General features: G+C 58.4%; 14 protein-coding genes. All 14 read left to right on the top strand.

Annotated features, from left to right (window positions below):
• The first annotated feature begins 891 nt into the window (after positions 1-891).
• Positions 892-1,242: a flagellar transcriptional regulator FlhD gene (gene flhD / locus GKN89_RS04310; protein WP_033643537.1), complete on the top strand. Its 351-nt coding sequence runs from the start codon at positions 892-894 to the stop codon at positions 1,240-1,242.
• Complete coding sequence (gene flhC / locus GKN89_RS04305) at positions 1,242-1,826, top strand: flagellar transcriptional regulator FlhC (RefSeq protein ID WP_019452971.1); 585 nt, start codon at positions 1,242-1,244, stop codon at positions 1,824-1,826. Before flhD ends, flhC begins: the two co-directional genes overlap by 1 nt.
• A gap of 144 nt (positions 1,827-1,970) precedes the next feature.
• Positions 1,971-2,861 carry a flagellar motor stator protein MotA gene (gene motA / locus GKN89_RS04300; protein WP_015378266.1) on the top strand — a complete coding sequence of 297 codons (891 nt, stop codon included), beginning with the start codon at positions 1,971-1,973 and terminating at the stop codon, positions 2,859-2,861.
• Positions 2,858-3,934: a flagellar motor protein MotB gene (gene motB / locus GKN89_RS04295; RefSeq protein ID WP_019452969.1), complete on the top strand. Its 1,077-nt coding sequence runs from the start codon at positions 2,858-2,860 to the stop codon at positions 3,932-3,934. Before motA ends, motB begins: the two co-directional genes overlap by 4 nt.
• Positions 3,931-5,946 carry a chemotaxis protein CheA gene (gene cheA / locus GKN89_RS04290; RefSeq protein WP_370520157.1) on the top strand — a complete coding sequence of 672 codons (2,016 nt, stop codon included), beginning with the start codon at positions 3,931-3,933 and terminating at the stop codon, positions 5,944-5,946. The genes motB and cheA overlap by 4 nt, the downstream gene beginning before the upstream one ends.
• 32 nt (positions 5,947-5,978) lie before the next feature.
• Complete coding sequence (gene cheW / locus GKN89_RS04285) at positions 5,979-6,479, top strand: chemotaxis protein CheW (RefSeq protein ID WP_004934876.1); 501 nt, start codon at positions 5,979-5,981, stop codon at positions 6,477-6,479.
• Between the two features lie 195 nt (positions 6,480-6,674).
• Positions 6,675-8,345, top strand: coding sequence for a methyl-accepting chemotaxis protein (locus tag GKN89_RS04280; RefSeq protein ID WP_025159838.1), 1,671 nt, complete (start codon positions 6,675-6,677; stop codon positions 8,343-8,345).
• A gap of 76 nt (positions 8,346-8,421) precedes the next feature.
• Positions 8,422-10,047 (top strand): methyl-accepting chemotaxis protein, encoded by a 1,626-nt coding sequence (locus tag GKN89_RS04275; protein WP_370520156.1) that lies wholly within the window; start codon positions 8,422-8,424, stop codon positions 10,045-10,047.
• Between the two features lie 28 nt (positions 10,048-10,075).
• Positions 10,076-10,948 (top strand): protein-glutamate O-methyltransferase CheR, encoded by an 873-nt coding sequence (gene cheR / locus GKN89_RS04270; RefSeq protein WP_025159837.1) that lies wholly within the window; start codon positions 10,076-10,078, stop codon positions 10,946-10,948.
• The gene (locus GKN89_RS04265; RefSeq protein WP_016927288.1) at positions 10,948-11,997 is read left to right on the top strand and encodes a chemotaxis response regulator protein-glutamate methylesterase; all 1,050 of its coding nucleotides are present in this window, start codon (positions 10,948-10,950) and stop codon (positions 11,995-11,997) included. Before cheR ends, GKN89_RS04265 begins: the two co-directional genes overlap by 1 nt.
• Before the next feature lie 102 nt (positions 11,998-12,099).
• Positions 12,100-12,489, top strand: a complete 390-nt coding sequence (cheY, locus tag GKN89_RS04260; RefSeq protein WP_004934862.1) for a chemotaxis response regulator CheY — start codon at positions 12,100-12,102, stop codon at positions 12,487-12,489.
• A 10-nt stretch (positions 12,490-12,499) separates the two neighbouring features.
• Complete coding sequence (gene cheZ, locus GKN89_RS04255; RefSeq protein WP_076740731.1) at positions 12,500-13,144, top strand: protein phosphatase CheZ; 645 nt, start codon at positions 12,500-12,502, stop codon at positions 13,142-13,144.
• A gap of 125 nt (positions 13,145-13,269) precedes the next feature.
• Positions 13,270-13,503 carry a type II toxin-antitoxin system VapB family antitoxin gene (gene vapB / locus GKN89_RS04250; protein ID WP_154746396.1) on the top strand — a complete coding sequence of 78 codons (234 nt, stop codon included), beginning with the start codon at positions 13,270-13,272 and terminating at the stop codon, positions 13,501-13,503.
• Entirely contained in the window at positions 13,503-13,901 is a 399-nt protein-coding gene (locus tag GKN89_RS04245; RefSeq protein ID WP_019452963.1) for a type II toxin-antitoxin system VapC family toxin, read from the top strand. Before vapB ends, GKN89_RS04245 begins: the two co-directional genes overlap by 1 nt.
• The last annotated feature ends 53 nt before the right edge of the window (positions 13,902-13,954 follow it).

The following is a 13,954-nucleotide window of genomic DNA, read 5'->3' as shown; positions in this document are numbered from 1 at the left end:
CGGGGTATTTTAATAATTCACAGTTCTGCGTGATAATTAAAGCGGCGACAAAAAAGAAATAAAAAAGCATTAAAGTTTTACGATGCGCTGCCGATATGTCGTTCTGGCACTTTTTAACGTAAAAATGGCATTCTTGCGTCAGGCTAATACGGAAACATATCGTTACGTCTGTTGGCTTGTTCACAACGTCAGCGAATCATTGATAAGCCCTAATCACCTTATGTTGAAAATTAGAGCAGCCCGAAGCGAGGGGCTTAAGTCAAATCTGAAAGGTAATAACCTTATAGTTTACGTTGGTTATTTTTCATCTTGGATATTTTTTAGCAACGTAATTGGTTATTTATACTGAGTTTGTCGCCTATATACAGATTTTTGTTCTGTTATTTTGGTTTGGTGATGCTTTTGTTCGAATTGATCTAAAAAAGATAATTTTTTGGCTTATAAACATTGTTTTTAAGACGTTTTTTTACCTATGGCTATTTTGTGAGCGAAAACGAGGTCAATAAATGTGCGCATTTAGTCGTATTTGGCTTAAATATTTTTTATTTTTGTGATCTATGTCACATTGTATTTAAAATTGCCTCTCACTTACATTGTGTGTGCTAATGGTTCGGGGGTAGAGTTGCGTTGCTTTAGGAATAATCTTATTAAATTTGTAAAAATAGTTTCATGGTGGCTAAACACTATCGAAGCAAAATGCTGTACATCCATACACGTAGGTTTACGCTCGTAGCAAATACTGAACAGTGGTCGAATTTAGCGATTGGCGAAAGTTATAGCGGTCGTTTTTGAGAGATTAATTTGCCAACTTTGGGAAAAAACCCAGGTCACGGGCGATAAAATTTATCACCCAGCGTATGTTTTTAAACATAGTCTGTCGGGATGGGGAATATGGGTACGTCTGAATTACTTAAGCATATTTATGACATCAATTTGTCATATTTACTTTTAGCACAGCGTTTGATCAACGATGAAAAAGCGTCCGCGATGTTCCGCCTTGGTATCGATGAAACCATGGCTGACGCGTTGGCGCAGCTGACTTTGCCGCAAATGGTTAAACTGGCTGAGACCAACCAGCTGGTTTGCCACTTCCGCTTTAACGATCACCAGACCATCGAACGCCTGACCAAAGAGTCGCGCGTCGACGATCTGCAACAAATCCATACCGGCATTTTGCTATCAAGCCATTTACTGCAAGAGCTATCGAGTAAAGACGCTAGCCCGACGAAGAAAAGAGCCTGATGATGGTTGAGAAAAGTATTGTTCAAGAAGCCAAGGACATTCAGCTCGCGATGGAGCTGATTTCACTGGGAGCCCGTTTGCAGATGCTGGAGAGCGAGACCCAGCTCAGCCGCGGGCGCTTGATTAAACTTTATAAGGAGTTGCGCGGCAGTCCGCCGCCGAAAGGGATGTTGCCGTTCTCAACCGACTGGTTTATGACCTGGGAACAAAATATTCACTCTTCGATGTTTTACAACGCTTACCTGTTCCTGATGAAAAGTGGGCAGTGCAGCGGAGTGGAGGCGGTGATTAAAGCCTATCGCCTCTATCTGGAACAATGCCCCCAGCAGGCCGGCGATGCGCCGCTGCTGGCGTTGACGCGCGCCTGGACGCTGGTGCGTTTCGTCGACAGCGGCATGCTGCAACTCTCCGCCTGCAGTTGTTGCGGCGGCGCATTTATCACCCATGCGCACCAGCCGCTGAATGGTTTCATCTGCAGTTTATGCCAACCCCCATCCCGCGCAGTAAAAAGACGTAAACTTTCGCCGCAACTGGCCGATATTATTCCTCAACTGCTGGACGAGCAGGTCAAACGCGCCATTTGAGCCACCACGTTGCCGGCTCTCGGCAATGAACACCGACGTGTGATACGCAGGGGCGGCATGCCGCCCCCAGACATGCCGCCTGGTCTGTTGGCCAGGGCGCGTTTGCCCCACCTTCCATCCACATTGTTAATTTAAGGAATGCGTGTGCTAGTTATTTTGGGTTATCTCGTGGTATTGGGTGCGGTGTTTGGCGGCTACCTGATCGTGGGCGGTCATCTCGGCGCGTTATATCAGCCGGCTGAATTTCTGATCATCGGCGGGGCGGGCGTCGGCGCTTTCATCGTCGGCAACAACGGCAAGGCGATCAAGGCCACGCTGCGCGCGTTGCCACGCCTGATGCGGCGCTCCAAATACAACAAAGATCTGTACATGGATCTGATGGCGCTGCTGTTCCGCCTGCTGGCCAAATCGCGTCAGCAGGGCATGCTGTCGCTCGAGTTCGACATCGATAATCCGCAAGAAAGTGAAATTTTCTCTAATTATCCGCGCATCCTTGCCGATAACACCCTGGTGGAGTTCATTACCGACTATTTACGGCTGATGGTGAGCGGCAATATGAATGCGTTCGAGATCGAAGCGCTGATGGACGAAGAGATCGAAACCTACGAGCAGGAAAGTGAAGTGCCCGCCGGCAGCCTGGCGATGGTGGGCGATTCCTTGCCTGCCTTCGGTATCGTCGCGGCGGTGATGGGGGTGGTGCACGCTCTGGCTTCGGCTGACCGTCCGGCCGCTGAGCTGGGGGCGCTGATCGCCAACGCCATGGTCGGTACGTTCCTCGGCATTCTGTTGGCCTACGGCTTTATCTCGCCGCTGGCCACGTTGCTGCGCCAGAAGAGCGCCGAAAACGTCAAGATGATGCAGTGCATCAAGGTCACGCTGCTGTCGAGCCTGAACGGTTATGCCCCGCAGATCGCGGTCGAGTTCGGCCGTAAAACACTGTATACCACCGAACGTCCTTCTTTCGTTGAGCTGGAAGAACATGTGCGCCGCGTGAAAGCGCCGGCACAGCAGGCGACGGAAGAAGAAGAAGCATGAAACAGAATCACCCGGTCGTCCTGGTCAGAAAGCGCAAGTCGCATCATGCCGCCCATCACGGCGGCTCCTGGAAGATTGCCTATGCCGACTTTATGACGGCGATGATGGCATTCTTCCTGGTGATGTGGCTGCTGGCGATCGCCAGCCCGCAGGAGCTGACGCAAATCGCCGAATACTTCCGCACGCCGCTCAAGGTTGCCCTGACCAGCGGCGACAAGAGCAGTTCCGAAAGCAGTCCGATTCCGGGCGGCGGCGACGATCCGACGCAACAGCACGGCCTGGTGAAAAAACAGGTCGATTCGCCGGACAAGCGCGCCGAAGAGCTGCGGCTGAACAAGCTGCGCGAAAAGCTGGATGAACTGATTGAGTCCGATCCGCGCCTGAAGGCGCTGCGTCCGCATCTGCTGATCAACATGATGGACGAGGGGCTGCGCATCCAGATTATCGATAGCCAGAATCGGCCGATGTTCAAAACCGGTAGCGCGCAGGTCGAGAGCTACATGCGCGATATTCTGCGGGCGATAGCCCCGATTCTGAACGATCTGCCGAACAAGATCAGCCTGTCCGGCCATACCGATGATATCCCTTACGCCACCGGCGAGCGCGGCTACAGCAACTGGGAACTGTCGGCCGATCGCGCCAACGCCTCCCGACGCGAGCTGATCGCCGGCGGTCTGGCGGAAGGCAAGGTGCTGCGAGTGGTGGGCATGGCGGCCACCATGAGCCTGAAACAGCACGGCGCCGATGACGCGATCAACCGTCGCATCACCGTGCTGGTGCTGAATAAGCAAACGCAAGAAGGCATCGAACACGAAAATGCTGAAGGCAACGCGGTGGATATCGCCCAGCCGGACAGCCTGAAGCAGCTGGCGCCGTCGGCGACTGCGCCGGCCAGCCAAACGCCGGAACCCCAGGCGGCAACGCCGACCGATCCAACGCCGCTGCCGGCGGCGGATCCCGACGGTCAATTGCAGGCATCCCCGGCGCTAGCCACGGCCGGTCAAACGCCGGAACAGCCGGCAGCCGCGCCCGCACCGACTAACCGCGACTCACAGCCAGAGGTGACCCCGTGAGCATGGACATTAGCGATTTTTATCAGACCTTCTTTGATGAGGCGGACGAGTTGCTGGCCGACATGGAGCAACACCTGCTGGAGCTGGATCCGCTGGCCCCCGATATCGAGCCGTTGAACGCCATCTTCCGCGCGGCGCATTCGATCAAGGGCGGGGCGGCGACCTTTGGTTTTTCGGTGCTGCAGGAAACCACCCACCTGCTGGAGAACCTGCTGGACGGTGCAAGGCGCCAAGAAATGAGCCTGAGCACCGAGATTATCAACCTGTTTCTGGAAACCAAAGACATTATGCAGGAGCAACTGGACGCCTATAAGACCTCGCAACAGCCTGACGCTGAAAGCTTTGAATACATTTGCCAGGCGCTGCGTCAGCTGGCGTTGGAAGCGCAACAGCAGCAGGAGGCGCCCGCGGCTCAGCCGGTCGTTCAGCAGCCCGTTGTGCAGCCAGCGGCCGCGCCGGCGGCGATCGAAGGCGGTATGCGCATCAGCCTGAACGGGCTGAAAGCCAGTGAAATCCCGTTGATGTTGGAAGAGCTGGGCAACCTCGGCGAGGTTAAAGACCCTCATCAGACGGAGCACAGTCTGGACGTCACGTTGCTCACCTCCGCCAGCGAGGACGACATCAGCGCCGTGCTGTGCTTCGTGCTGGAACCAGAACAAATCAGCTTCTCGACGCCGACGCAAAGCGCGCCGGTCGTCGCGGCAGCGAACTCGCCGGAGGCGGTCGTTGCGCCAGAGCCGGCGCCGGTTACGAACGCCGCGCCGCCTGCCGCCAAACCGGCCGCCGCGCAGGCGGAAGCGCCGAAAGCGCGCGCCAAGGCGAGCGAGTCCACCAGCATTCGCGTAGCGGTGGAAAAGGTGGATCAACTGATCAACCTGGTGGGCGAGCTGGTGATCACCCAGTCGATGCTGGCGCAACGCTCCGGCACGCTGGATCCGGTGAACCACGGCGACCTGCTGAACAGCATGAGCCAGCTGGAGCGTAACGCGCGCGATCTGCAGGAGTCGGTGATGTCGATCCGCATGATGCCGATGGAATATGTCTTCAGCCGCTATCCGCGTCTGGTGCGCGATCTGGCCGGCAAGCTGAACAAACAGGTGGAGCTGACGCTGCAGGGCAGTTCCACCGAACTGGACAAGAGCCTGATCGAACGCATTATCGATCCGCTGACGCACCTGGTGCGCAACAGCCTCGATCACGGCATCGAAGAGCCGGCCACCCGCATCGCCGCCGGCAAGTCGGCGGTGGGCAATCTGGTGCTGTCTGCCGAACATCAGGGCGGCAACATCTGCATTGAGGTCATCGACGACGGCGCCGGGCTGAACCGCGAAAAAATTCTCGCCAAGGCCGCGTCGCAAGGGCTGGCGGTCAGTGACAGCATGAGCGACGAAGAGGTCGGCATGCTGATCTTTGCGCCGGGCTTCTCCACCGCCGAACAGGTGACCGACGTTTCCGGCCGCGGCGTCGGCATGGACGTGGTGAAACGGAACATTCAGGAGATGGGCGGTCACGTCGAGATCCGCTCGCAGGCCGGCAAAGGCACCACCATCCGTATCCTGCTGCCGCTGACGCTGGCGATCCTCGACGGCATGTCGGTTAAGGTGAACGACGAAGTCTTTATCCTGCCGCTGAACGCGGTGATGGAGTCGCTGCAGCCGCAGGCGGAAGACCTGCATCCGTTGGCCGGCGGCGAACGCGTGCTGCAGGTGCGCGGCGAATACCTGCCGCTGGTGGAGCTGTATCGGGTGTTCGAAGTGGAAGGCGCCAAAACCGACGCCACGCAGGGCATCGTCGTTATCCTGCAAAGCGCCGGCCGCCGCTATGCGTTGCTGGTGGATCAGCTGATCGGCCAGCATCAGGTGGTGGTGAAGAATCTGGAAAGCAACTACCGCAAAGTGCCGGGCATCTCCGCCGCGACCATTTTGGGCGACGGCAGCGTGGCATTGATCGTCGATGTCTCGGCGTTGCAAACCTTGAACCGTGAAAAGCGTCTGACGGACGCCGCCGCATAATAATGAGTTTATTGATTTAAAAGGTGAATGATATGGCAGGATTGGCAGCCGTCAGCAAATTGGCTGGCGAAACGGTAGGGCAAGAGTTTCTGATTTTTACCCTGGGCAACGAGGAGTACGGCATCGATATCCTCAAGGTGCAGGAAATTCGCGGCTACGATCAGGTAACCCGCATCGCCAACACCCCGGCGTTCATCAAGGGCGTTACTAACCTGCGCGGCGTGATCGTGCCGATCATCGATCTGCGGGTGAAGTTCTCGCAGCAGAGCGTGTCTTACGATGAGAACACCGTGGTGATCGTGCTGAACTTTGGCCAGCGCGTGGTGGGCATCGTGGTCGACGGCGTTTCCGACGTGCTGTCGCTGACCGCCGATCAGATCCGCCCGGCGCCGGAGTTTGCGGTGACGCTGGCGACCGAATACCTCACCGGCCTCGGTTCGCTGGGCGAGCGCATGTTGATCCTGGTGGATATCGAAAAGCTGCTGAGCAGCGAAGAGATGTCGCTGGTCGACAGCGTGGCGAAAAGCGTCTGATTCAAGACCCAAGGGGGCAGGGCGCTGCCCCCTATAAGCTTCACTTTCCATGACTTGCCGCGACGCCGCAGGCCGTGTCCTGAACCCCTACTAAAAATAGTTACTTTCCCGCATAAAGTTTTGCCGCGCTGCGCCGATAACTCTCACATTCAACGTCATCAAAGCCTGTCTGCGCGGGCTTCAACAAGGGAAATCATGTTAAATCGTATGAAGGTGGTCACCAGCCTGTTGCTGGTGTTGGTGCTGTTTGGCGCCTTGCAGTTGATTTCGGGCGGACTCTTTTTCTCCTCGCTGAAAAGCGATAAGGAAAACTTTACCGTCCTGCAAACTATCCGTCAGCAGCAGCTGCAGCTGAGTGAAAGCCGCGTTGACCTGCTGCAGGCGCGCAACTCGCTGAACCGCGCCGGTATTCGTTACATGATGGATACCAATAAGATCGGCAGCGGCGCCACCATTGATGAACTGCTGGCCAAGGCGAAAGAAGAGCTGGCCGAGGCGGAAAGACACTACGCCGCGTACGAGAAAATCCCTCAGGATCCGCGTCAGGATCCTCAGTCGGCAGAGCGCGTGAAGCAGCAATACGACATTCTGTACGGCGCGCTTTCCGAACTGATCCAGCTGCTAGGCGAAGGCAAGATCAACGCCTTCTTCGATCAGCCTACGCAGAGCTACCAGGACAACTTTGAGCAGAGCTACAACGTTTACCTGGAGCAAAACGGCAAGCTGTACCAAATCGCGGTCGACGGCAGCAACAGCTCCTACAACTCGGCCATTTGGACGCTGATCGTGGTGCTGGTGGTGGTGCTGGCGGTGATCGTACTGGCCTGGACCGGTATCCATCACATCCTGGTGCGTCCGCTGAATCGCATGATCGACCACATCAAACAGATCGCCGCCGGCGACCTGACTCAACAGATCGTCGTCACCAGCCGCAACGAAATGGGCGTGCTGGCAGCCAGCCTGAAACACATGCAAAGCGAGCTGATCGAAACCGTCAGCGGCGTGCGTCAGGGCGCAGACGCCATCTACAGCGGCGCGTCTGAAATCGCCGCAGGCAACAACGATCTCTCCTCCCGCACCGAGCAGCAGGCTGCTTCGCTGGAAGAGACCGCCGCCAGCATGGAGCAGTTGACCGCGACGGTGAAACAGAACGCCGAAAACGCCCGTCAGGCCTCTCAGCTGGCGCTGAGCGCCTCCGAAACCGCGCAGAAAGGCGGCAAGGTCGTGGCTAACGTGGTGCAGACCATGCACGACATCGCCGGCAGTTCACAGAAGATCGCCGATATTACCGGCGTGATCGACGGTATCGCTTTCCAGACCAACATCCTGGCGTTGAACGCCGCGGTGGAAGCGGCGCGCGCCGGCGAACAGGGCCGTGGCTTCGCGGTGGTGGCCGGTGAAGTGCGCAACCTGGCGCAGCGTAGCGCACAGGCGGCGAAAGAGATCAAAGGCCTGATTGAAGACTCGGTCAGCCGCGTCGATATGGGTTCCGTGTTGGTCGAGAGCGCCGGCGAAACCATGGGCGACATCGTCAACGCCGTTACCCGTGTGACCGACATCATGGGCGAAATCGCGTCGGCTTCGGACGAGCAGAGCCGTGGCATCGATCAGGTTGGCCAGGCGGTGGCGGAAATGGACCGCGTGACCCAGCAGAACGCCTCGTTGGTAGAAGAATCTGCCTCGGCGGCGGCGGCGCTGGAAGAACAGGCCAGCATGCTGACCCAGTCGGTGGCGGTATTCCGCCTGAGGTCGGAAGGCCAGGAAGAGTTTAAAACGCCTGTCACCAGCAAGGCGACGGTAACACCGGTAATCAATCATAAAAAAATGAACGCCAGCGATCTGCAGGATAACTGGGAAACGTTCTGACCGGTATCGGGCCTCTCTCGCAGAGGCCCTTTTCCCTACGTAGGCCGGTCGCCGGCCGGCTGCAAGGAGGTTCACAGTGTTTAACCGAATCCGTATCTCTACCAGCTTGTTCCTGTTGTTGATGACCTTCTGCGTTCTGCAGTTGGCCAGCAGCGGCCTGTCGTATTCCGCGTTCCGCTCCGATAACCACAACCTCGATATCATCACCCTCGGCAGCCAGCAGCGCGATTCGCTCAGCCTGAGCTGGGTGTCGCTGTTGCAGGCGCGCAATACGTTGAACCGCGCCGGCACCCGCGCGGCGCTGAAGCTGCCACAGGAACAGGTGAACGAATTGATGAGCAGCGCCCGCAGTTCGCTGCAGAAGGCCGATCTCTATTTCAATCAGTTCATGGCGGTTGAGCGCAGCAGTGAGCAACAGAGCCAGCAGACGGCGACCACCAAAGCCAGCTACGAGCGATTGCGCGGCGCGCTGCGCGAGCTGATCGGCTTCCTGGAAAAAGGGGAGCTGCAGGCGTTTATGGATCAGCCGACGCAGAAGACCCAGGACCTGTTCGAGGCCGACTTCGTGCAGTATCTGCAGTTGATCAACGGCGACATCAGCGAGGCCAGAGACGCCAACCAGTTCTCCTTCACGCTGGCGGGCCTGATGCTGGCGGGGGCGGTATTGATGCTGATCGTGGTGACCGGCAGCGCCATGTGGTGGTTGCGCACCATGTTGGTACAACCGCTGAACCAAATCCGCAGCCACTTTGAACGCATCGCCGCCGGCGACTTGGCCACGCCGATTCAGGTGTACGGCCGCAATGAAATCAGCATGCTGTTCGCCAGCCTGCAGCGCACACAGCAGTCGCTGATCGGCACCGTCGGCGCGGTGCGCGACGGGGCGGAATCGATTTTGATCGGCCTGCAGGAGATCTCCGAAGGTAACAACGATCTCTCTTCCCGCACCGAGCAGCAGGCTGCTTCGCTGGAAGAGACCGCCGCCAGCATGGAGCAACTGCCCGCAACGGTGAAACAGAACGCCGACAATGCGCGGCAGGCGTCTCAGCTGGCGCGCGACGCCTCGGCCACGGCGGCCAAGGGCGGTGAACTGGCCGGTGACGTGGTCACCACCATGCACGATATCGCCAACAGCTCGCAGAAAATCGGTGCCATCACCAGCGTGATCGACGGCATCGCCTTCCAGACCAACATTCTGGCGCTCAATGCGGCGGTGGAAGCGGCGCGTGCCGGTGAACAGGGGCGCGGTTTCGCCGTGGTCGCCGGTGAAGTGCGCAACCTGGCGAGCCGCAGCGCCCAGGCGGCGAAAGAGATCAAGGTACTGATCGACGAATCGGTCAGCCGCGTCAAACACGGCTCGGTGCTGGTGGAAAATTCCGGCGCCACCATGCAGGACATCGTACGTTCGGTGACCCGCGTCACCGACATCATGGGCGAGATCGCGTCGGCTTCGGATGAGCAAAGCCGCGGCATCGAGCAGGTGACGCAGGCGGTGACCCAGATGGACCAGGTCACCCAACAGAACGCCGCGCTGGTGGAAGAGTCCGCCTCTGCCGCCACCGCGCTGGAAGAGCAGGCTATTACCTTGGCCGATGCGGTCGCGGTATTCCGTCTGGCGGACGATAACTTCGTCGCGCCAGGTAACAGCAACAACGCAGTTTCATCCGTGGTAAAGGAAGCCCAAGATTGTCAAACCGCATAAACAGCACGTTTTTCCCCGGTGAGGCGGCATGAAACAGGCGCCGTCAACTTCTAACCGGGATACTGCGTCGATGTTGACGCAAATGGTGCAGCGCCTGCCGCTGTCGGACGTGCATTTCCGTCGTATCAGCCAGTTGATTTATCAACGCGCCGGCATCGTGCTGGCGGAGCATAAGCGTGAGATGGTTTACAACCGTCTGGTGCGCCGATTGCGGCTGCTGGGATTGCACGACTTCGGCGACTATCTGGCGCTGCTGGAAAGCGATCCGAACAGCGCGGAATGGCAGGCGTTCATCAACGCGTTGACCACCAACCTGACGGCATTTTTCCGCGAGGCGCATCACTTCCCGATCCTGGCGGAGCATGCGCGCTCACGGCCGAACGGCTACAGCGTCTGGAGCACTGCGGCCTCGACCGGCGAAGAGCCGTATTCGATCGCCATCACGCTGAGCGATGCCTTGGGGCAGCGGGCCGGCAGTTGCCAAGTTTGGGCCAGCGACATCGATACGCAGGTGCTGGAAAAAGCGGAGGCGGGCGTTTACCGCCAGGAAGATCTGCGCACCCTGACGCCGACCCAAATGCAGCGCTATTTTCTGCGTGGCACCGGGCCGCATCAGGGGCTGGTGCGGGTGCGGCCGGAACTGGCGGCGCGGGTGAACTTTCAGCCGCTGAACCTGCTGGCGCCGGAGTGGGCGCTGCCGGGGCAGTTCGACGCCATTTTTTGCCGCAACGTCATGATCTATTTCGATAAGGCGACGCAGGAGCGCATCCTGCGCCGCTTCGTTCCCTTGCTTAAGCCGGGGGGGCTGATGTTCGCCGGCCACTCCGAGAACTTCAGCCAGATCAGCCGGGATTTCTACTTGCGTGGGCAGACCGTGTATGGGCTGACCAAGGAGAGGTAATGAGTAAAATCAGAGTGTTATGCGTAGACGATTCGGCACTGATGCGTCAGCTGATGACGGAAATCGTGAACGGCCATGCCGATATGGAAATGGTGGCGACCGCGCCGGATCCGCTGGTTGCGCGCGATCTGATCAAAAAATTTAATCCTCAGGTGCTGACGCTGGACGTCGAGATGCCGCGCATGGACGGACTGGATTTCCTCGAGAAACTGATGCGCCTGCGGCCGATGCCGGTGGTGATGGTCTCTTCGCTGACCGGCAAAGGCTCGGAGATCACGCTGCGCGCGCTGGAGCTGGGCGCGGTGGATTTCGTCACCAAACCGCAGCTCGGCATTCGCGAGGGCATGCTGGCCTACAGTGAGCTGATCGCCGAGAAGATCCGCACCGCGGCCAGGGCGCGCCTGCCTCAGCGCTCGAGCAGCCCGGCGCCGGCGATCCTCAGCCATGCGCCGCTGCTGAGCAGTGAAAAACTGATCGCCATCGGCGCCTCCACCGGCGGCACCGAAGCGATCCGCCAGGTGCTGCAGCCGCTGCCGGCCACCAGTCCGGCGCTGCTGATCACGCAACACATGCCGCCGGGATTCACCCGTTCGTTCGCCGAACGGCTGAACAAACTGTGCCAGATCACGGTGAAAGAAGCGGAGGACGGCGAGCGCGTGCTGCCGGGCCACGCCTATATCGCACCGGGGGACCGCCATCTGGAGCTGGCGCGCAGCGGCGCCAACTATCAGGTGAAGCTGCATGACGGCCCGGCGGTCAACCGCCATCGCCCGTCGGTCGACGTGCTGTTCCGCTCGGTGGCGCAATACGCCGGCCGCAATGCGGTGGGGGTGATCCTCACCGGTATGGGCAACGACGGTGCGGCGGGGATGCTGGAGATGCATCGCGCAGGGGCTTATACCCTGGCGCAGAACGAGGCGAGCTGCGTGGTGTTCGGCATGCCGCGCGAGGCGATCGCCAGCGGCGGCGTCAGCGAAGTGGTCGAGCTGGACAGAATGAGCCAACGGATGCTGGCGCAGATTGCCGGCGGCCAGGCATTGCGTATTTGATTTTAGTCCGCCGGGGTTACCCGGCGGCGATATGACCCACGGCCGCCGCGCGGCGGCCTGCGGTTTTGCATCATTAAACGGTTAACTATTTCAGGAGTAACAATGGCAGACAAGAACCTCAGATTTCTGGTTGTGGACGACTTCTCCACCATGCGTCGCATCGTCAGAAATTTGCTGAAAGAGCTGGGCTTCAACAACGTCGAAGAAGCTGAAGACGGTGCGGATGCGCTGAACAAGCTGCGCGCCGGCGGTTTCGACTTCGTGGTGTCCGACTGGAACATGCCGAACATGGACGGGCTTGAGCTGTTGCAAACCATCCGCGCCGACAGCGCGCTGGCCGCGATGCCGGTACTGATGGTGACCGCGGAAGCCAAGAAAGAAAATATCATCGCGGCGGCGCAGGCCGGCGCCAGCGGTTATGTAGTGAAACCATTTACGGCGGCGACGCTGGAAGAAAAGCTCAACAAGATTTTTGAAAAATTGGGCATGTAAGGAGAGGGCGATGAGAGACATTCCAATGCCTGCCAGCGATGCAGCGACCGCGGGAGAGATCATCTCCCGCATCGGCCAACTGACCCGAATGCTGCGCGACAGCATGCGCGAACTGGGGCTCGATCAGGCGATCGCCCAGGCGGCAGAGGCGATCCCGGATGCGCGCGACCGTCTTGACTATGTCGTAACCATGACGGCGCAGGCGGCGGAACGGGCGTTGAACTGCGTAGAGGCGGCGCAACCGCGCCAGGCGGAGCTGGAATCCGGCGCTAATGCGTTGAAAGAGCGCTGGGACGAGTGGTTCGCCAATCCCATCGAACTGGACGACGCGCGTTCTCTGGTCAACGACACGCGCCAGTATCTGGATCAGGTGCCGGGCCATACGGCCTTCACCAACGCCCAGCTGCTGGAGATCATGATGGCGCAAGATTTCCAGGACCTGACCGGTCAGGTAATCAAGCGCATGATGGACGTGGTGCAGGAGATCGAAAAGCAGCTGCTGATGGTTCTGATGGAAAACATGCCGGAGCAGCCGGTGAAGGAAAAACGGCCTAACGACAGCCTGCTGAACGGCCCGCAGCTCGACCAGAACGGCGTCGGCGTGATCGCCAATCAGGCGCAGGTCGACGATCTGCTCGACAGCCTCGGTTTCTGAGGCTTTTCGGGGCGCGCGACGGCGCGCCCCGAAAGTTGCGCAGCGTCGCGCAAAGATTGGAGTATATAGCGTTGCTATATACACTGTGGCGATTATAATTTGTACTCCAGTTAAAGGAGGTCGCCATGACGTTAGGTTCTGTCTTTACCAATAATCGGACGCAGGCCGTGCGCTTGCCCGCAGAGGTACGTTTCCCCGATACCGTTTCTAAAGTGACCGTCCGCGTGATAGGCAAAGAGCGCATTCTTGCGCCGGTGGAGAATACCTGGGACAGTTTCTTCTGCGCGGAAAATGAGGTGAGCGATGACTTCCTCAATGAACGTGCCGGGCAACACCAGCGCGAGCGGGAAGAGTTTTGATGTTCAGCCATATGCTGGACACCAACATTGTTATCTATGTCATCAAGCGCCGGCCTCTGGAAGTGCTGGAGGCGTTCAATCGCTATGCGGGCAAAATGGTCATTTCGTCGGTCACCTATGGCGAATTGGTTCACGGAGTGGAGAAAAGCTCGCGTCCGGCGGTTAACGCCAGAGTGGTTGAGGATTTTGTCTCCCGATTGGATATTCTCGATTACGGCGCCAAAGCGGCTTCACACTACGGTAACATTCGGGCTGCGCTGGAACGTCAGGGAACGCCTATCGGCGTAAACGATCTGCATATCGCCGGGCATGCGCGCAGCGAAGGATTGATTCTGGTGACCAATAACCGACGCGAATTTGAGCGCGTTGATGGCTTACGGCTGGAAAATTGGCTGTAACGTCTCCCCCTTGATTGCCTCATCCCCCAAATAACCCGCCTTTTTCCCCGTTG

The sequence above is a fragment of the Serratia sp. YC16 genome (genome assembly GCF_009707615.1).
GTDB classification, from domain to species: Bacteria; Pseudomonadota; Gammaproteobacteria; order Enterobacterales; family Enterobacteriaceae; genus Serratia; species Serratia surfactantfaciens.
This window is presented reverse-complemented; position numbering and strand designations above follow the sequence as displayed.